Raw genomic sequence first — 16,609 nt, forward strand, 5'->3', positions numbered from 1 at the left:
CCGGAGCCTCCAGGCGGGCTGCCGTGACATATGGCATCCTTCGAACCCGCAAGGATTTTCTCAATGTGCGCCGCGGAGCGAAAATCCGCGGCGCATATGTGCTTGTGGAGGCGGAAAACCGGGACGACGACGGCGCGCCGCGGCTCGGACTGACCGTTTCGCGCCGGAACGGAAACGCCGTGCGGCGCAACCGGATAAAAAGACGCCTGCGCGAAGCGGTTCGTCTGCGTGCTGCGGGTGACATGGCGGTCGGGAATGACTATGTGATCGTTTCAACGCCCAAGGCGCTGCGTGCAGCTTTCGACGATCTGTGCGCCGACATCTCCTCGGCATTCGTCAAGGCCAACAAGAAACTGGAGCGCTCTCGCGCGAGCGCAGAAGAGGACCGGGAAAGACGCGATGGAAAATAACCGCAATCTTTTCATCACGATCATCCTTTCAGTCATCATCCTTGCGGTGTGGCAGTATTTTTACATCGGACCCAGAATCGAAGCCGAACGGCAGGCGCAACTGGAAGTCCAGGCCCAGCAGCAAGCCGAGACACCGGCCGCAGCCGGAAACGGCCAGACCGACCTTCCGAGCGCCACTGCCGGTGCATCGGGCGCAAGCGCGCCGGATGCGATGGCCGACGACGGCGAGGCCGAAGCCGGACGCGTGACGATCGAAACGCCGACCCTGATCGGCTCGATCAACCTGCGCGGCGCGCGTTTCGACGAACTGCAGTTGAAGAACTATCGCGAAACCAACGACAAGAACTCAGCCATCGTCACGCTGCTGCGTCCGTCCAGCGATGCTGACGGCTATTTCGGCGAATTCGGTTATATCGGCTTCGAAGGCGCGCCCGGTCCGGACGCGATCTGGTCGGCGCCAGCCGGCGCCGAACTGACGCCTACCTCGCTGGTCGAACTGACCTATGAGGCGGCAAACGGCGTGACGTTCACGCGGACCGTGTCGGTCGACGACCAGTACATGTTCTCGGTTTCGGACAGCGTCACCAATAATTCAGGCGGCGCGCTGGCGCTGCAGGGCTATGGCCGGTCGACCCGCTTCTCCAAACCCGAGTTTCCGCCAATCTTCGTGCTGCACGAAGGCCTGATCGGCGTCACCGGCGAAGAGGGGCTGGAGGAGCTGACGTTCGGCGAGATCGAGGACGACGGACAGTATGAGCCGGGCAAGTCCAATGACGGCTGGGTCGGCATCACCGACAAGTACTGGGCGACGGCGGTGATCCCCGAACAAGGCACCAGCTTCCAGCCGCGCTATTCCTATTTCACCGACGGCCGCATCCGCTACCAGGTCGATACGCTGTCGGACACGATCACCATCAACAACGGTCAGGTCGCGGAGTTCAACAACCAGTTCTTCGCCGGCGCCAAGAAGACCAGTATCGTCGACGGCTACGAGGAATCGCTCGGCATCCGCCAGTTCGAACTGATGATCGACTGGGGCTGGTTCCATTTCATCACCAAGCCGCTGTTCTACCTGCTAGACTGGCTGTTCCACCTGTTCGGCAATTTCGGTGTCGCCATCCTGATCACCACGGTGATCGTCAAGGCGATCTTCTTCCCGCTGGCCAACATGTCCTACGCATCGATGGCCCGCATGAAGGTCGTGCAGCCGAAGATGACGGAGATCCGCGAGAAGTACGGCGAAGATCGCGAGAAGATGCAGAAGGCGATGATGGAGCTGTACAAGACCGAGAAGATCAATCCGGTCGCCGGCTGCTGGCCGATCCTGATCCAGATCCCGGTTTTCTTCGCGCTCTACAAGGTGCTCTACGTGACCATCGAGATGCGGCATGCGCCGTTCTTCGGGTGGATCCAGGATCTGTCGGCGCCCGACCCGACCTCGATGTTCAACCTGTTCGGACTGCTGCCGTACGATCCCACGGCGGTGCCGCTGATCGGCACGCTGCTGGCAATCGGCGTCTGGCCGCTAATCATGGGCCTGACCATGTTCCTGCAAATGCGCATGAACCCGGCCCCGCCGGACCCGACCCAGGCGATGATCTTCAACTGGATGCCGGTGGTTTTCACCTTCATGCTGGCAACGTTCCCGGCCGGACTGGTGATCTACTGGGCGTGGAACAACCTGTTGTCGCTGATTCAGCAAGGCGTGATCATGCGGCGCAACGGCGCCAAGATCGAGCTGTGGGACAATCTGCGCAAGCTGTTCGACAGGAGCCAGAAGGCCGACGACACGAACTAGCGCTCCATGAAGGACGGTCCCGACAGCCCAACCGCATTTCCGCTGCAATGGGATTTCATCCGCGGCGTGCCCGCGATGAAGTTCCTGCCGCCGGAAGGGCCCCCGGAAGTGGCATTTGCGGGCCGCTCGAATGTCGGTAAATCCTCGCTGATCAACGCGGTGGTCGCCAAGAAAGGCCTGGCGCGCACTTCCAACACGCCGGGGCGCACACAGGAACTGAACTTCTTCGTGCCCTCCGGCTATGCGGGCAGCGCCGATGACCTGCCGCCGTTGGCGATCGTCGACATGCCGGGATACGGCTTCGCCAAGGCCCCGAAAGCCCAGGTCGACAACTGGACGGCGTTGGTGTTCGACTATCTGCGCGGCCGGGTGACGCTGAAACGCGTCTATCTGCTGATCGATTCCCGGCACGGCATCAAGAAGAACGACGAAGAGGTGATGGACCTTCTCGACAAGGCCGCCGTCTCCTACCAGATCGTGCTGACCAAGACCGACAAGATCAAGGATGCCGCGGTGCCGCGGGTGCTGGCGGAGACGGTCGAGAAGGTGCGCCGGCGGGCCGCCGCCTATCCCGAAGTGCTGACGACTTCCTCGGAAAAGTACCTGGGCATTGCCGAATTGCGCGCAGCCATGCTGGAGGCCGCGCGCGCCTGATCGGGTCAGGCGTTCTCAGACGGCCTGAACGTCAGCGCGACACCGTTGATGCAATGACGCTTGCCGGTCGGCGCCGGGCCGTCATTGAAGACATGACCGAGATGCCCGCCGCACCGCTGGCAATGCTCTTCGGTGCGCGGAATGACCAGCTTGTAGTCGGTCTTGTAGCGAACCGCGTTCGGCAGGGACGAGTGGAAGCTCGGCCACCCGGTACCGCTGTCGAACTTGGCTTCCGACGAAAACAACGGCAGGTCGCAGCCGGCGCAATGATAGACGCCAGCGCGTTCCTCGTCGTTGAGCGGGCTGGAGAACGGCCGCTCGGTGGCCGCCTTGCGCAAAACCGCGAATTGATCGTCGGTCAGCAGCGCGCGCCATTCCTCCTCGGTCTTCTCGACCTCGAATCCGCCTCTCGGAGCAGAGGCAACCACCAGGGCCGATCCGCTGGCCAGGAATGCGGCAGTGCCGGTGCCGAGGGTGAGAAATGTCCGTCTGTCCATGATGAACTCCTTCACTCATGGTTATAGTGCCCGGGTGCGGCCGGCGCATTTAAACTCGGCAAACATGTTCGTGAGGCATGGTGAGCGCCAGATCACGGCGGCGATTGCGCCAATTGAAGTGCTTCCACTGAAACAAGAAAGGTTCTAGACCCGTAACCCCGCGCAATACTCCGACGGAAGCCGCTTTATGCCAGCCGATTTGACCACTTCGCCCGAAACCGAAGCCCTCATCCTCGCCCGGGCGCTCCCCTACATGCAGCGCTACGAACAGCGCACGGTCGTCGTCAAGTATGGCGGCAACGCCATGGGCGACGAGGCTCTCGGCAAGGCCTTTGCCCAGGACATCGCGCTGTTGAAGCAATCCGGGGTGAACCCGGTGGTCGTGCATGGCGGCGGCCCGCAGATCGGCTCCATGCTGGAGCGCATGGGCATCGAATCGAAGTTCGAAGGCGGCTTGCGGGTGACCGACCGGGCGACGGTGGAAATCGTCGAGATGGTGCTTGCCGGATCGATCAACAAGGAGATCGTGGCGCTGATCAACGCGGCCGGCGAATGGGCGATCGGACTTTGCGGCAAGGACGGCAACATGGTGTTCGCCGAAAAGGCGCAGAAAAAAATCACCGATCCCGACAGCAATATCGAGCGCATTCTGGATCTCGGCTTCGTCGGCGAACCGGTGAAAGTCGACCGCACGCTGCTCGACCTGCTGGCCAAGTCGGAGATGATCCCGGTGATCGCCCCGGTCGCGCCGGGACGTGACGGACACACCTACAACATCAATGCCGACACCTTTGCCGGGGCCATTGCGGGTTCGTTGCAGGCATCGCGTCTTCTTTTCCTGACCGACGTACCGGGCGTGCTCGACGGCGAAGGCAAGCTGATCAAGGAACTGACGATTTCGCAGGCGCGCGCGCTGATCGCCGACGGAACGATCTCCGGCGGCATGATCCCCAAGGTGGAAACCTGCATCGATGCGCTGGAGCGTGGCGTCAAAGGCGTCGTGATCGTCAACGGCAAGGTGCCGCACGCAGTCCTGCTGGAACTCTTCACCGAACACGGCGCCGGCACGCTGCTCGTGCACGACAAGGGCTGAATTTCGGAAAAATAGTATTTGACCTGGAGTGTACTCCAGCACCTAGTCTGTGACGCATCGACGGAAACACGGGTTTCAAGATGCAAATCGGCGAGGTTTCAGAGCGCTCCGGCCTCAGCGCGGACACTCTGCGATACTATGAAAAGATCGGCCTGATCGATCCTCCGTACCGGAAAGGCGGCCGGAGATACTATGATGCCGATGTTCTGGCCTGGCTTTCCTTTCTGCGGGCGCTCAAGGCAACCGGCATGCCGCTTTCCAACATGATGGAGTATGCCCGCCAGCGGCGGCTCGGTTCGGCCACGACAGCCTCGCGGCGCGAGATGCTCGAGCAGCAACGCAACCGGGTGCGCGAACAAATCTCGGAACTGAACGCCTGTCTGGAACTGCTCGACAGGAAGATTTCCAACTACCGGCAGATAGAATCCGATCTCCAGCAACCGGCTGGAGCAGGCATGGGAGAATTTGCATGATAGCGACCAACGACAAGTCCAGTGCCCTCCAACGCGGCCGGACCGTGGCCGCGAACCTGAACCCGGAACTCGAAAACGTCTTGCGGGAACGATACGATCAACACCTTCCGGACTTCGCCGAAACCCTGATCGAATATGCCTATGGGCGGCACTACGCCCGAGAAGGCCTCGATCTGAAAACCCGCCAACTGGCGACCGTTGCCGCGTTGACGGCGCTTGGCGGGCAGACCGGACCGCAACTGAAGATCAATATCGCGCATGCGCTTGCCGCCGGCGCGACCGAAAAGGAGGTGCTGGAGGTGATCTATCAAATGGCCGTTTATGGCGGCATGCCGGCGGCGATCAACGGCATCAATGCGGCGTTGGCGGTGTTCGAAGAACATGGTCCAGTCGACGTCTCCAGCGCATAGCGGGAGCGGTACTCGCGGGCTATTGGATGTGGCAACCCCGGTCATCCGGGAGACAGCGGTCGATGTTGGCCGAATTGCCAGGCGAGAAGCCGGTCGAAACCCCGCCCAGCGAGCGCTGGAACTGCTCGGCCTGACCACCCAGGCTCTGGCGCGTCGCCGGATCGAAGACTGCAATGGGTGCGGCGACAACCATGCCGGCCACCGAGCCGATGGCGCTGGTGACGCCCAAGGTCGAATTGCCGAGATGATCGCCGAAACTCGTCGCGGCCCCGGTCGAGATGTGGCCAGAAATCAACCTCTGGCCAAGCAGTTGCACGACCTCCGGGCTATCTGCGAATTTGCGGTGATCGGTGGGGTCGCCACCGCGCAGCGCGGTCAGATCAAAGACGCGGATGTCGAATGCCTCGAGCGCGGCGGCGTAGCGCGGATCGTTGATGTCTATGGCGCCAAGGCGATCGATGTTGCCGGCGAGCCGGCGCGACAAGAGAAGCGCCTTGTCGTCGCGCGAGACGAAAACGGTGAATTGCGGCCGGTTCGGCCCCATGTCGGCGATCTGCTGTCCGAACACATCAATATCGATATCGGGCGAAGCAAGGATGACATTGGAGATCTTGGGCGGAATGCCGCCGTCGCGGATCGCGAACTGGCGTAGCGCCTCGACCGTCAGCCACGTGCCCATCGAATGGGCGAGGATCGTCACCTCGCCGACACCGCGATCGGCGATTGCGGCGCGGATCAGCGTTTCCAGCGCAGTGCGCGAATGGCTGGCGCTCTCCTTGTCGAAAGGATAGGCGAAGATCGTGCCGCGCGACGGCCAGGTGAACAAGACGGGTGTCGCGTCAGTCCCGCTGTCATGGGCGATCTGGGCAAGCGCGAACACCGCCTCGCCATAGCTGTTGTTGAAACCGTGCACGAAGATCAATAGGCGACGATTGGGTCCGAGATTGTCCTTTACCCAACGGGTCGCCGTTGAGGCATCCGGGATTGCGCGGATCGAGAGCGCGGCAAACTCATACGCCGGATTCGGCCGCAGTTTTTTGGGCCACTGCACCTTGCCGACCTGCCGATTGCGGTCAGGCGGCACCGAAACCACGACCTCATTTACATAGATGGAGGTGCTGCGTTCGCCGGAGTAGAGGATCGCGGGATCGGCCGACGGCTCGCGTGTCGTAGCGACAAGGATGGGGACATAAGTGGCGGTTGGCTCCTGTATCTCGGCCGGCAACAGCACGCCTTCGGGCGTGGTCGTGCAGCCAGCGGCAAAGGCCAGCATCATGAAGCCGGTGACGATACGCCGGACAGTCCCGTTTGCCATCTTCAGTCCAAACACCCTCGCACCCGTTTGAGCGCGCCCGCTTCGCCAGCGGTCCGGCAGGGCGGCGTCTCCAGACACAGGATTACGCCAGATCTCGCCCTCAAACAAAGGGGCATACGCACAAAAATACACCGGGCGCGAACTTCAGGTCAGTACAAGCGCAAGAATGCCGAGCACGATCAGGACACAGCCGGCGATCTCCAGCCGGTTGATGTGTTCGCGAAAGAACAGGACGCTCGAAGCGAAGGCAAACAGCATCTCGATCTGCGCGACCGCCTTGACCGCCGCAGCCTGTTGCAATGTCATCGCCATGAACCAGCCGAACGAGGCGGTCGCGCCGACGAATCCGACGGTTGCCGAGATGCGCCAGGCGGCCGCGATGTTTGCCAGTTCGCGACGCTGGCGAACGACGATCCACACGAACATGGCCACCGTCTGCAGCGCCAGGGCCCAAAGCAGCGTGACGGCGGCCTGCATCATGAAATTCGGATAGCCAAGCTCCAGCGACGCCGCACGGTAGGCGACGGCCGCGATACCGAACATCATGCCTGACAGAAGCCCGATGCCGGCATTGCGCGACCAGACCGAGGTGACCAGCGCAAGCGGGCTAAACGCGGAGCGGGCGACCGAAATGAGCATCACCCCGGTGACAGAAATGGCGAGCGCGACAAGCAGCGAAGGGCTGGCTCGCTCGCCGAGAAACAGCAGACCGAACAATGCGGCCTGGGCGGGTTCGGTCCGCGAATAGGCGGTGCCGACCGCGAAGTTGCGAAACGAGAACAAATGGATGAGCAGGAAAGTGCCGGCAATCTGCGCCACCGCGCCGAGGGCTGTCCAGAACAGGAACAAACCGCTCGGGCCGGGCAGCGGATAACCGCCGATGGCAGCCAGCAACCAGACATAAAACGCCGCAAAGGGCAGACCGAAACAGAACCGGACATAGGTGGCGCCAAGCGTGCCCATGTGCCCTTTCAGGTGTTTCTGCAATGTGGAGCGAATGTTTTGTAAGAATGCCGCGCAAACGGTGATGACGATCCAGAGTTCCATGCCCCGATGCATAGGACAGCGATACGCGGCGAGGCAAACGCGGAATTGTCATCATGACGCAACGGCTTGCGGCGATATTGGAACACGGAGGCAAGGCCGCTTTCGACGCCAGGTCAAAGCCGAAAGGTCTTTCCGTGCGCCCCGTTTCCTGCCATAGGCCCGATATGAAGAACGGCGATCTCTCGAATTTCAGGCAAATCACGGATTGGGTGTTCGATCTCGACAACACCCTTTACCCGCATCACAGCAATCTGTTTTCACAGATCGATGTGAAGATGACGGCCTATGTCTCGGAACTGTTGCAGCTGCCGCCGGAAGACGCGCGCAAGGTGCAGAAGGACTTCTACCTGCGCTACGGCACCACGCTGAAGGGACTGATCGACAACTACCAGGTCGATCCTGACGACTTTCTGGAGAAGGTGCACGACATCGACTACAGTTGGATCGCCCCGAACCCGGCGCTGGGCGACGCGATCCGGGTGCTGCCGGGTCGCAAGTTCATCTTCACCAATGGCGATCGCGGCCATGCGGAGCGGACCGCCCAACAGCTTGGCATTCTCGATCACTTCGACGAGATTTTCGATGTGGTCGCCGCCGACCTGGTGCCGAAGCCGGCCGCCGAGACCTATGACAAGTTCCTCGAACTGCACCGTGTCGATTGCGAACGCGCCGTGATGTTCGAGGACCTGGCACGCAACCTGTCGGTGCCGAAGGAACTCGGCATGATGACGGTGCTCATCGTGCCGAACAATTTCGAGCCGACATTCAGCGAAATCTGGGAAAAGGGCGACGACCACAGTCACGTCGATTTCGTCACCGATGATCTTGCCGGTTTCCTCGATGGCGTAGTCAGAGAATTCGGCGTTTGACGCAATTCACGTCGCTCGAAGAGCGCATCGACCATGCGGCGCATGCCGTGCTCGACCGGATGCCCGCATCGGGCCTTTCGGGCGCTTTTGTCGAGTTTATCGTCTTCGGCCTGAAACAGGCCTGGGCGTGCCTGTTCGGCGGCATCATGCTGCTGCTGATCCTGTCGACCCGGATGGTGTGGCCGGACGATGCGTGGCTTGCGCGCTATGACTTCGTGTTTTTGTGCGCACTGGCGGTGCAGGTGGCCATGCTGGCGTTCCGGCTGGAAACGCTGGACGAAGCGAAGGCGATTTTTCTGTTCCATCTGGTCGGCACCGTCATGGAGGTGTTCAAGACGGCCGCCGGTTCATGGGTCTACCCTGAAGAGGCCTTCTTCCGAATCGGCGGCGTGCCGCTGTTCTCAGGCTTCATGTATGCTGCTGTCGGCTCCTATCTCGCGCGCGTCAGTCGGATTTTCGATTTTCGCTTCACAGCCTACCCGCCCTTCTGGATGACGGTGGCGATCGCGACCGCGGTCTACATCAACTTCTTCTCGCACCATTACATCGTCGACCTGCGTTATGCGATTTTTGCGGTGACCGGACTGCTGTTCGCCCGGACCTGGGTCCACTACCGCGTGTTCCGCTTTCGCCATCGCATGCCGCTGCTTTTGGGCTGGTTCCTGGTGACGCTGTTCATCTGGTTTGCCGAAAACATCGCCACCTGGTCGCACGCCTGGCTCTATCCCGCGCAACAAGGCGGCTGGACGCCGGTGTCGCTGGCAAAGATCGGCTCGTGGTACCTGCTGATGATCGTTTCTTTCGTGCTCGTCACGCTGGTCAACCGCCCGCAGCCGATGCCCGAGGAAAAGCCCGCCGACGACGCACCGCCTGCGCGGCCGCCCGATCACAGTTCGTAGAACGCTTCGACCCGCTTCCATGCCTCGTCGGCGCTGTCGACAAAATCGAACAGTTCGACGTCGCCGGGCGAGATGGTGCCCTGCTCGGCCAGGTAGTCCAGATTGAAGGCCGACGACCAGAACTCCTTGCCGAACAGCAGGATCGGGATGCGTTGCATGCGGCCGGTCTGGATCAGCGTGAGCGCTTCGAACAACTCGTCCATTGTCCCGAAGCCGCCGGGAAACACGGCGACGACACGCGCGCGCATCAGAAAGTGCATCTTGCGAATGGCGAAGTAGTGGAAGTTGAGGCACAGCTCCGGTGTTACATAGCCATTCGGCGCCTGTTCGTGCGGCAAGACGATGTTCAATCCGATCGACGGCGCGCCGACATCGGTGGCGCCCCGGTTGCCGGCTTCCATCACGCCTGGTCCGCCACCGGTCACGACAATGAAGTCGCGGTAATAGGTGGTCGCGGCGTATTGCGAGCACAGGCGCGCAAAAGCCCTCGCCTCCTCGTAGTAGCGGGCATTCGCTTCGAGATTGCGGCGCTGGGTCTCGTTTTTCGCCGCCCAGGCCGCACCGCCGGGCTCTGGAATGCGGGCCCCGCCGAACAGCACCACCGTCGAATTGATGGACCGCTCCTGCAGCACCTTTTCCGGTTTCAGAAGTTCGAGTTGCAAACGGACCGGGCGCAAATCGTCGCGGCACAGGAAATCCGCATCGTCATAGGCCAGCCGATAGGCCGGCGAGCGGGTTTGCGGCGTATCCGGCACAGCCCTGGCGCGGCTGATGTCCTGGTCGGAGGGGATCATCGGATCCCAGACTTCTCCTTCTCGCTTGGCGCTCATGCTCACTCCCCGTTTGCAGCGGCCATCCTTGATGCCGCTCGTGCATTGACCATGGCGCCCGCCATCGCTTAGTGATCCTGCGCGAATACCGGGCCGCCGGAACCGCCTCCATAGCCGATCCATTCCTAAGGAAACACCACATGTCCGCTCACGATATCGCGAAACTCGAGTCGATCGTCGAAACCGCCTTCGACAACCGCGACAGCATCTCGACCGACACGAAAGGCGAGATCCGCGACGCCGTCGATGCGGCGCTGGAGCTGCTGGACAGCGGTGCGGCCCGTGTCGCCGAGCGGCAGGATGACGGCAACTGGATCGTCAACCAGTGGCTGAAGAAGGCTGTGCTGCTGTCGTTCCGGCTGAACCCGATGGACATTGTCGACGGCGGCCCCGGCGGCGCGACCTGGTGGGACAAGGTGCCGTCGAAATTCGAGGGTTGGGGCGCGCAGGACTTCGGGGCGGCGGGCTTCCGCGCCGTGCCAAACTGCATCGTCCGCCGCTCGGCCTATATCGGCAAGGGCGCGGTGCTGATGCCGTCCTTCGTCAATCTGGGCGCCTATGTCGACGAAGGTACCATGGTCGACACCTGGGCGACCGTCGGTTCCTGCGCGCAGATCGGCAAGAATGTCCACCTGTCCGGCGGCGTCGGCATCGGCGGCGTGCTGGAGCCGATGCAGGCCGGCCCGACGATCATCGAGGACGACTGCTTCATCGGCGCGCGCTCCGAAGTGGTCGAGGGCTGCATCGTGCGGCAGGGCTCGGTGCTCGGCATGGGCGTGTTCATCGGCAAGTCGACCAAGATCGTCGACCGCCAGACCGGCGAGATCCATATCGGCGAAGTGCCGCCCTACTCCGTCGTCGTTGCCGGCTCGATGCCGTCGAAAAACCTGCCCGGCCAGAATTTCGGACCGAGCCTCTATTGCGCGGTGATCGTCAAGACGGTGGATGCGCAGACGCGTTCGAAAACAGGTATCAACGAGTTGCTGAGGGACTGACAGCCATGAACAGCGGCCCCGACCATACGCCCACCGTCCAATGGGTGCTGTTCGGCTTTCGCGGCCGGATCGGCCGCAAGAGCTACCTGTTGGCCGCGCTCTTCATGATTCTGGTCCAGGCGGTTGTCCTGACGCAGATCATCGCCACCGAGGGCACATCGACAAGCGCCCTGTGGGGCCTGGCGATGCTGGTCGTGCTGCTGCTGTCGGCGTGGGCGAGCCTGGCGATGGCGGTCAAGCGACTGCACGATATCGGGCTGCCCGGTCCGCTGGCGATCTGCCTGCTGATACCGGCGATCTCGCTGTTTGCATTTCTGTTTCTGGCGGTGATGCCGCCGAGCAAGGAAACCAATCAGCACGGTCCGCCGCCTTTCCCGCGCGACGATTGAGCGAACCGCCTATTTGAAGATCGCAGCCGGATTTCTGGTCTTGCCGGTCACGCGCACCCAGTTGCCGGCATCAACCGGCGACTGGATCTTGGAAAACCGCATGCCGGCTTTCCTGACCGGCAGAACGCTGTCTTCCATGTTGTCGAGCACGAAATCGCCTTCGCTCGTGCGAACCACGAGCACAGCATGCCGCTCGCCGCGCTTGTTGCCGACCGCGATCAACAAGTCACCCGGCCGGTAGCCACGCCGCAACAAGGCTGCGCGTTTGGACAGCGCATACTCCTCGCAATCACCGGCGCTGGCCGGAAAACTCCAGACCTCGCGCTTGCCGTGGAGTTGCAGATCGGAAACGGGCTTGATGGAACGGTTCACGCTGGAATTGACGGCTTGCAGGACAGACATGCGGTTGGGCGCGAGCCTGCCGGAGCCGCCATGGGCCCTGCAGTCCGATGCCCGGCCCCGGCAATAGGCCACATGGCCATAGGGCTTGGACGTGGCGCCGCCCGTCTTGAGCCAAGTCGTCGCACCGGCGTTGAGCGGAAACGCGCTCGACGCCATCAACACCGAAACCAGCAGAAACGATTTCATCACGCGCCTCCCGTTAATCGTCGAAAGAGAAATACATCAATCCGGCGATGGCAACCCGAGCGGCCGCCCGCGGCGATCACAATTTCGCTCTTGCCTGCGGGAGCCAACAAAAAAGGGGCGCATGACCCGCATGCGCCCCTTTCCATTCGCTCATGCCCGCATCAGCGATAGACGGGAGCTCCATCACCCAGACGGGGGACAAAAATCCGATCGGCGGAGCGTTTGATCGAAGAGGTCGGCGCATAATCGACGCCGGCATTACGGCGCACATTGCGATTGATGTATTGCGGCGCGCCATCGCCGAGGCGATCACGGAACTCGGTGACAACCGGGGCACGAATAGACTTCGTCGCCTGGAAGTCGATCAGGGCGCTGCGGTTGACCGGCTCCGGCTCGAAATGATCCAGTGCGCTGGACTGCGCAAATGCCGAAGCGGTGGTTGCAAGAGCGATGCCGGTAGCAATGATGAGCGTCTTCATTTCAAATCTCCATTCGTTTGCGGGGCGCCGACCGTCTATCCCTTGCGGTCTGGCCGGATGCGCCGTCGCGGTTTCCGGGTTTTTTCTTTCCGGCAATCCAGGCCGGTATGGTCGGGCAGCGGGGGTATCCGGGTTGCGCCGCCGATGACCAAAAGATGGTGCCGGGGGGTGCTCGCAAACAAACAACAACAAAGTGAGCCAGATCACCGCAACGTGCCCTTGTCGCGACCAATCCCAGTGACTAGGAAGCGAAAAATACAATCTTTACATACGCTTGACTTTCGTCAGCCGATCAACCCGGCGTGAGAGCTGCAGCCCGGCTCTCAAAAATCGCCGATATGCTCGCTTTCAGTTGAAGACCGGTCGCGCCTGCGTGAACGCTTGAGGCCGTTTCGTGATCGGCCAACCAGTCTCTGCGCCCTGCGGAAACCGATTGTTCAGCGCTTTTCGCCTAGACTGTGAAGATCATGCCCTATCGGACGCTCGACAAGGACAAGATCGGCAAGACCGCGGCGCGCCTGGAAACGCGCATCTCGGAGCGCTTTCCGGATTCCAGCCTGCGCAATGTCGCACACGAAATCGTCGCGCTGTCGGCCGACACCGGCGTTCAAGCCGACGCGCTGACCAAGCCGATCGTCTGGCTGCGCGCGCTCATCCTTGCCGCAATCGCGGCAGCCGCCGCCATTTTCGGCCTTGTCGGCACGATCGTCTCCTTCGAGCGCATCTCGACCGGTGCTTTCGATTTCGTGCAAGGCCTGGAGGCCTTCCTGAACACCGCCGTGTTTGCCGGTGTCGGCCTCTATACGCTCGTTTCGCTAGAGGAGCGGTTCAAGCGCAAGCGGGCGCTGGACGGGCTGCATGCGCTGCGTTCGATCATCCACATCATCGACATGCATCAGTTGACCAAGGATCCGGCGTCGCTGCGCAAGGGGTTCATCCCGACGAAGAGTTCGCCGCTGCGCAAGCTCGACGGGCCGGAACTGACCCGCTATCTCGACTATTGCTCGGAGCTGCTGTCCATCACAGGCAAGCTCGCCGCGCTCTACGCCCAGTCGCTCAACGACGAAGTGGTGGTCGATGCCGTCAACGACATCGAAAATCTGGGGACCAACCTGTCGCGCAAGATCTGGCAGAAGATCATGCTGATCGACGCCGGGATCGGCCGGGCGAGCTGACGCGTCAAAATTCCAGCAACCCTGCAGGCAGAGCGCGTTGACGCTCCCGGGCCGCATGGCTAGAGCAGTCGCATGACCTCGCGCGTGACAGATCCCATCGCCAACCTGCAGGCCCTCGTACGGTGCCCGTCGGTTACTCCCGCTGACGCCGGCGCACTGGGCGCACTTGAAGCCCAGCTCAAAGAGCTCGGGTTTGCGACGCACCGCATGACATTCAGCGAAGACGGCACGCCCGATATCGAGAACCTTTATGGGCGGCTTGGCGATAGCGGTCCGCACCTGATGTTTGCGGGCCACACCGATGTCGTCCCGCCCGGCGACGAGGCCAGTTGGACGCATGCGCCATTCGAGGGCGAAATCGCGGACGGCGTGATTTACGGGCGCGGCACTGTCGACATGAAGGGCGGGATCGCCTGTTTTGTCGCCGCGCTGGCGCGCCATGTCGAACGGCATGGAAAACCGGCGGGATCGGTGTCGCTGCTGATCACCGGCGACGAGGAAGGCCCGGCCATCAACGGAACGTCGAAGCTGCTGGAGTGGGCAGCAGCGCGCGGCGAGCGCTGGGATGCATGCATTCTGGGCGAGCCGACCAATCCGAACGAGATGGGCGACATGATCAAGATCGGCCGGCGCGGCTCGCTGTCGGGCACCGTCACCGTTACCGGCGTGCAGGGCCATGTCGCCTACCCGCACCTGGCCGACAATCCGATCCCCGGCCTGCTCGACATCGCCGACGCCCTGCTCGCGCCGCTGGACGAAGGCACGGCGGATTTCCAGCCGAGCAATCTGGAGATCACCTCGTTCGACACCGGCAATCCGGCCGCCAATGTCATTCCGGCAAAATGCAGCCTGGCGTTCAATGTCCGCTTCAACGACCGCTGGACCCCGGAAACCCTGCGCGCCGAAATCCTGCGCCGGGCCGAGACCGCGGCGACAAACGGCCGGCTGCGGGCGGACAAGGACGGACCGGCGCGGTTCGAAGTCGCATGGAGGGACCGGCCGAGCCCGGTGTTTCTGACACGCGAGCCGGCCCTGGTCGATGTCATGGCCGGCGCTGTCGAGGCGGTGACCGGCCGCACCCCGGCGCTGTCGACCTCGGGCGGCACATCTGACGCGCGCTTCATCAAGGACTACTGCCCGGTCGTCGAATTCGGGCTTGTCGGCAAGACGATGCACATGGTCGACGAACGCGCCGCGCTCTCCGACATCGAAACGCTGACACGCATCTACGAGCAGGCGATAACGGACTGGTTCGCGGGCAAGGCATGAACTTCTTCGACTATGCCTTTCACCATATCGGCTGCGCCCTGCGCATTGTGCGCGGCGACGCCAGAGCGCTCGCCGACATGGATGTATCCGCTGACGGTTTCTGGCGCTCGTTCGAGGCGATTGTCGCCGCCTTTCCGGCGATGCTGTTTGCATGGGTGGTCTATGCCAGGCAGATCCAGGCCGAAGGCTCGCTCGATCCCACCATGTCGATCGTCACCAGGCTGGCCACCCTGGAAATCGCGCTTTGGATCCTGCCGGTGATCGTGCTCGCGGTGATCCTGCCGCCGCTCGGCTTCCGTCACCGGTTTTCGCACTTCATCATCGCGCGCAACTGGCTCGGCGCGGCGCTTGCCTATCTGTTCGTCATCGTGTCGCTTGCCCAACTCGTGCTGGAGCGCGGCGGCGAACAGAGCCCGGTCACCATGCTGCTGGCGCTGATTGCCATTGCCGTCGCGTTCATGGCTTCGTTGCGCGTCACCATCGCCGCGCTGGCGACAACCGGCGGCATCGCGTTCATGTTCGTCTTTGCCGAGTGGGTTGCCCTGATCTTTATCGAGCTTCAGGCGATGGCCGTGATGGGGCTGTTGCCAGAGGTGTGAGCGGGCAGTCGTAATCCACCTTGGCAAGGTAAAGGCCATGCGGCGGCGCCAATGCGCCGCAACGCTGGTGATCGCGTGCCTCGAGAACGGTGCGGACATCATTGGCCGTCCAGCGCCCCTCGCCGACAAGCTTGAGCGTGCCGACGATGGACCGAACCTGATTGTGCAGGAAGCTGCGCGCCGAAACGCGGGTCTCGATGATCTCGCCGACACGCGAAAACAAGATCGCATCGAGCGTCTTGACGGGCGACTTCGACTGGCATTGCGCCGCCCGGAAGGTGGTGAAATCATGCGTTCCGATCAACACCCTTGCGGCCTCGCGCATGGCATCCACATCAAGCGGCTTCTTGACCCACCAGGCGCGATGGCGCTCCAGCGGCACCGGTGCGTGCCGGTTGACGATGCGGTAGAGGTAATGCCGCCCAACCGCCGAGAAACGGGCGTGGAATTCGTCGGTCATCTTCTCCGCATCGACCACCGCGACACACTCGTCGGCCATGACAAGGTGGGCATTGACCGCCTCCATGACGCGAAACGGGTCCCAGTCGCGAGTGAGGTCGGCGTGGCACATCTGGGCAAGCGCATGCACGCCCGTGTCGGTGCGTCCCGCCACGTGGAGCGTGATCTGCTCGCCGCTGAATTTGAAGATCGCGCGCTCGATGGCCTCCTGCACGGTGTAACCATTCTTCTGGCGCTGGAAGCCCTTGTAGGGCGTTCCGTCATATTCGACGGTGAGGCGGTAACGCGGCATTTCGGCGTCCGGTGTTTTGATGAAAACCGGCTTCTAGTCTTCGCGCTCCTGCCTGTCCAGCAAACCCGA

General features: G+C 62.2%; 20 protein-coding genes. 13 read left to right on the top strand and 7 right to left on the bottom strand.

What is annotated here, in order from left to right; all coding sequences use genetic code 11:
* Positions 1 to 23: 23 nt before the first annotated feature.
* The 3 genes from rnpA to yihA are packed head-to-tail and all read left to right on the top strand — an operon-like array spanning position 24 to position 2,862.
* A complete protein-coding gene (gene rnpA, locus ACO06R_RS00065; RefSeq protein ID WP_421854359.1) occupies positions 24 to 410 on the top strand; it encodes a ribonuclease P protein component in 387 nt (128 codons plus the stop codon).
* A complete protein-coding gene (yidC, locus tag ACO06R_RS00070) occupies positions 400 to 2,208 on the top strand; it encodes a membrane protein insertase YidC (protein ID WP_421854362.1) in 1,809 nt (602 codons plus the stop codon). The genes rnpA and yidC overlap by 11 nt, the downstream gene beginning before the upstream one ends.
* A 6-nt stretch (positions 2,209 to 2,214) precedes the next feature.
* A complete protein-coding gene (gene yihA / locus ACO06R_RS00075) occupies positions 2,215 to 2,862 on the top strand; it encodes a ribosome biogenesis GTP-binding protein YihA/YsxC (protein WP_421854365.1) in 648 nt (215 codons plus the stop codon).
* A 5-nt stretch (positions 2,863 to 2,867) separates the two neighbouring features.
* Here the strand turns inward: yihA and msrB are convergent, their stop codons facing one another.
* Positions 2,868 to 3,359 (bottom strand): peptide-methionine (R)-S-oxide reductase MsrB, encoded by a 492-nt coding sequence (gene msrB, locus ACO06R_RS00080; protein ID WP_421854368.1) that lies wholly within the window; start codon positions 3,357 to 3,359, stop codon positions 2,868 to 2,870.
* A 187-nt stretch (positions 3,360 to 3,546) separates the two neighbouring features.
* Between msrB and argB the strand changes: the two genes are divergently transcribed.
* The 3 genes from argB to ACO06R_RS00095 all read left to right on the top strand — a co-directional run bounded on the left by argB (position 3,547) and on the right by ACO06R_RS00095 (position 5,335).
* The gene (gene argB / locus ACO06R_RS00085; RefSeq protein ID WP_421854371.1) at positions 3,547 to 4,452 is read left to right on the top strand and encodes an acetylglutamate kinase; all 906 of its coding nucleotides are present in this window, start codon (positions 3,547 to 3,549) and stop codon (positions 4,450 to 4,452) included.
* An 80-nt stretch (positions 4,453 to 4,532) separates the two neighbouring features.
* A complete protein-coding gene (locus ACO06R_RS00090) occupies positions 4,533 to 4,925 on the top strand; it encodes a MerR family transcriptional regulator (protein ID WP_421854374.1) in 393 nt (130 codons plus the stop codon).
* The gene (locus ACO06R_RS00095) at positions 4,922 to 5,335 is read left to right on the top strand and encodes a carboxymuconolactone decarboxylase family protein (RefSeq protein WP_421854377.1); all 414 of its coding nucleotides are present in this window, start codon (positions 4,922 to 4,924) and stop codon (positions 5,333 to 5,335) included. The genes ACO06R_RS00090 and ACO06R_RS00095 overlap by 4 nt, the downstream gene beginning before the upstream one ends.
* 19 nt (positions 5,336 to 5,354) lie before the next feature.
* Here the strand turns inward: ACO06R_RS00095 and ACO06R_RS00100 are convergent, their stop codons facing one another.
* Positions 5,355 to 6,650 carry an alpha/beta hydrolase gene (locus ACO06R_RS00100; RefSeq protein WP_421854380.1) on the bottom strand — a complete coding sequence of 432 codons (1,296 nt, stop codon included), beginning with the start codon at positions 6,648 to 6,650 and terminating at the stop codon, positions 5,355 to 5,357.
* Positions 6,651 to 6,794: 144 nt separating this feature from the next.
* Positions 6,795 to 7,697 carry an EamA family transporter gene (locus ACO06R_RS00105; protein WP_421854383.1) on the bottom strand — a complete coding sequence of 301 codons (903 nt, stop codon included), beginning with the start codon at positions 7,695 to 7,697 and terminating at the stop codon, positions 6,795 to 6,797.
* A 164-nt stretch (positions 7,698 to 7,861) separates the two neighbouring features.
* Between ACO06R_RS00105 and ACO06R_RS00110 the strand changes: the two genes are divergently transcribed.
* Positions 7,862 to 8,566 carry a pyrimidine 5'-nucleotidase gene (locus ACO06R_RS00110; protein ID WP_421859533.1) on the top strand — a complete coding sequence of 235 codons (705 nt, stop codon included), beginning with the start codon at positions 7,862 to 7,864 and terminating at the stop codon, positions 8,564 to 8,566.
* The gene (locus ACO06R_RS00115; RefSeq protein WP_421854386.1) at positions 8,563 to 9,465 is read left to right on the top strand and encodes a DUF817 domain-containing protein; all 903 of its coding nucleotides are present in this window, start codon (positions 8,563 to 8,565) and stop codon (positions 9,463 to 9,465) included. The genes ACO06R_RS00110 and ACO06R_RS00115 overlap by 4 nt, the downstream gene beginning before the upstream one ends.
* Here the strand turns inward: ACO06R_RS00115 and ACO06R_RS00120 are convergent.
* The gene (locus tag ACO06R_RS00120) at positions 9,453 to 10,295 is read right to left on the bottom strand and encodes an LOG family protein (RefSeq protein ID WP_421854389.1); all 843 of its coding nucleotides are present in this window, start codon (positions 10,293 to 10,295) and stop codon (positions 9,453 to 9,455) included. The genes ACO06R_RS00115 and ACO06R_RS00120 overlap by 13 nt on opposite strands.
* Before the next feature lie 140 nt (positions 10,296 to 10,435).
* On the opposite strand from ACO06R_RS00120, the gene dapD reads away from it, so the two are divergent.
* Together dapD and ACO06R_RS00130 are read left to right on the top strand one after the other, a co-directional pair.
* Positions 10,436 to 11,290 (top strand): 2,3,4,5-tetrahydropyridine-2,6-dicarboxylate N-succinyltransferase, encoded by an 855-nt coding sequence (dapD, locus tag ACO06R_RS00125; RefSeq protein ID WP_421854392.1) that lies wholly within the window; start codon positions 10,436 to 10,438, stop codon positions 11,288 to 11,290.
* A gap of 5 nt (positions 11,291 to 11,295) precedes the next feature.
* Positions 11,296 to 11,679, top strand: coding sequence for a DUF805 domain-containing protein (locus tag ACO06R_RS00130; RefSeq protein ID WP_421854395.1), 384 nt, complete (start codon positions 11,296 to 11,298; stop codon positions 11,677 to 11,679).
* A 9-nt stretch (positions 11,680 to 11,688) separates the two neighbouring features.
* Here ACO06R_RS00130 and ACO06R_RS00135 read toward each other — a convergent pair whose 3' ends face one another.
* A complete protein-coding gene (locus ACO06R_RS00135) occupies positions 11,689 to 12,267 on the bottom strand; it encodes a transglutaminase-like cysteine peptidase (RefSeq protein WP_421854398.1) in 579 nt (192 codons plus the stop codon).
* A 161-nt stretch (positions 12,268 to 12,428) separates the two neighbouring features.
* Complete coding sequence (locus ACO06R_RS00140; RefSeq protein WP_421854401.1) at positions 12,429 to 12,746, bottom strand: hypothetical protein; 318 nt, start codon at positions 12,744 to 12,746, stop codon at positions 12,429 to 12,431.
* A 467-nt stretch (positions 12,747 to 13,213) separates the two neighbouring features.
* Between ACO06R_RS00140 and ACO06R_RS00145 the strand changes: the two genes are divergently transcribed.
* The 3 genes from ACO06R_RS00145 (at position 13,214) to ACO06R_RS00155 (ending at position 15,789) form a co-directional block, all read left to right on the top strand.
* Positions 13,214 to 13,921, top strand: a complete 708-nt coding sequence (locus tag ACO06R_RS00145; RefSeq protein WP_421854404.1) for a hypothetical protein — start codon at positions 13,214 to 13,216, stop codon at positions 13,919 to 13,921.
* A gap of 84 nt (positions 13,922 to 14,005) precedes the next feature.
* Positions 14,006 to 15,190 carry a succinyl-diaminopimelate desuccinylase gene (gene dapE, locus ACO06R_RS00150; RefSeq protein ID WP_421854407.1) on the top strand — a complete coding sequence of 395 codons (1,185 nt, stop codon included), beginning with the start codon at positions 14,006 to 14,008 and terminating at the stop codon, positions 15,188 to 15,190.
* Complete coding sequence (locus ACO06R_RS00155) at positions 15,187 to 15,789, top strand: hypothetical protein (protein WP_421854410.1); 603 nt, start codon at positions 15,187 to 15,189, stop codon at positions 15,787 to 15,789. The genes dapE and ACO06R_RS00155 overlap by 4 nt, the downstream gene beginning before the upstream one ends.
* On the opposite strand, the gene truA is transcribed toward ACO06R_RS00155, so the two are convergent.
* Entirely contained in the window at positions 15,740 to 16,540 is an 801-nt protein-coding gene (gene truA, locus ACO06R_RS00160; protein WP_421854413.1) for a tRNA pseudouridine(38-40) synthase TruA, read from the bottom strand. The two genes, ACO06R_RS00155 and truA, sit on opposite strands and share 50 nt — an antisense overlap.
* Positions 16,541 to 16,609 lie beyond the last annotated feature (69 nt).

It is taken from the genome of Oricola sp., assembly GCF_965230365.1.
In the GTDB taxonomy this organism is placed as follows: domain Bacteria; phylum Pseudomonadota; class Alphaproteobacteria; order Rhizobiales; family Rhizobiaceae; genus Oricola.

Bases quoted from the DNA above. Each gene is read 5' to 3' on its own strand.
- yidC (WP_421854362.1), top strand. From the start codon at position 400: ATGGAAAATAACCGCAATCTTTTCATCACGATCATCCTTTCAGTCATC.
- yihA (WP_421854365.1), top strand. From the start codon at position 2,215: ATGAAGGACGGTCCCGACAGCCCAACCGCATTTCCGCTGCAATGGGAT.
- msrB (WP_421854368.1), bottom strand. From the start codon at position 3,359: ATGGACAGACGGACATTTCTCACCCTCGGCACCGGCACTGCCGCATTC.
- argB (WP_421854371.1), top strand. From the start codon at position 3,547: ATGCCAGCCGATTTGACCACTTCGCCCGAAACCGAAGCCCTCATCCTC.
- ACO06R_RS00090 (WP_421854374.1), top strand. From the start codon at position 4,533: ATGCAAATCGGCGAGGTTTCAGAGCGCTCCGGCCTCAGCGCGGACACT.
- ACO06R_RS00095 (WP_421854377.1), top strand. From the start codon at position 4,922: ATGATAGCGACCAACGACAAGTCCAGTGCCCTCCAACGCGGCCGGACC.
- ACO06R_RS00100 (WP_421854380.1), bottom strand. From the start codon at position 6,650: ATGGCAAACGGGACTGTCCGGCGTATCGTCACCGGCTTCATGATGCTG.
- ACO06R_RS00105 (WP_421854383.1), bottom strand. From the start codon at position 7,697: ATGGAACTCTGGATCGTCATCACCGTTTGCGCGGCATTCTTACAAAAC.
- ACO06R_RS00110 (WP_421859533.1), top strand. From the start codon at position 7,862: ATGAAGAACGGCGATCTCTCGAATTTCAGGCAAATCACGGATTGGGTG.
- ACO06R_RS00120 (WP_421854389.1), bottom strand. From the start codon at position 10,295: ATGAGCGCCAAGCGAGAAGGAGAAGTCTGGGATCCGATGATCCCCTCC.
- dapD (WP_421854392.1), top strand. From the start codon at position 10,436: ATGTCCGCTCACGATATCGCGAAACTCGAGTCGATCGTCGAAACCGCC.
- ACO06R_RS00130 (WP_421854395.1), top strand. From the start codon at position 11,296: ATGAACAGCGGCCCCGACCATACGCCCACCGTCCAATGGGTGCTGTTC.
- ACO06R_RS00135 (WP_421854398.1), bottom strand. From the start codon at position 12,267: ATGAAATCGTTTCTGCTGGTTTCGGTGTTGATGGCGTCGAGCGCGTTT.
- ACO06R_RS00140 (WP_421854401.1), bottom strand. From the start codon at position 12,746: ATGAAGACGCTCATCATTGCTACCGGCATCGCTCTTGCAACCACCGCT.
- ACO06R_RS00145 (WP_421854404.1), top strand. From the start codon at position 13,214: ATGCCCTATCGGACGCTCGACAAGGACAAGATCGGCAAGACCGCGGCG.
- ACO06R_RS00155 (WP_421854410.1), top strand. From the start codon at position 15,187: ATGAACTTCTTCGACTATGCCTTTCACCATATCGGCTGCGCCCTGCGC.
- truA (WP_421854413.1), bottom strand. From the start codon at position 16,540: ATGCCGCGTTACCGCCTCACCGTCGAATATGACGGAACGCCCTACAAG.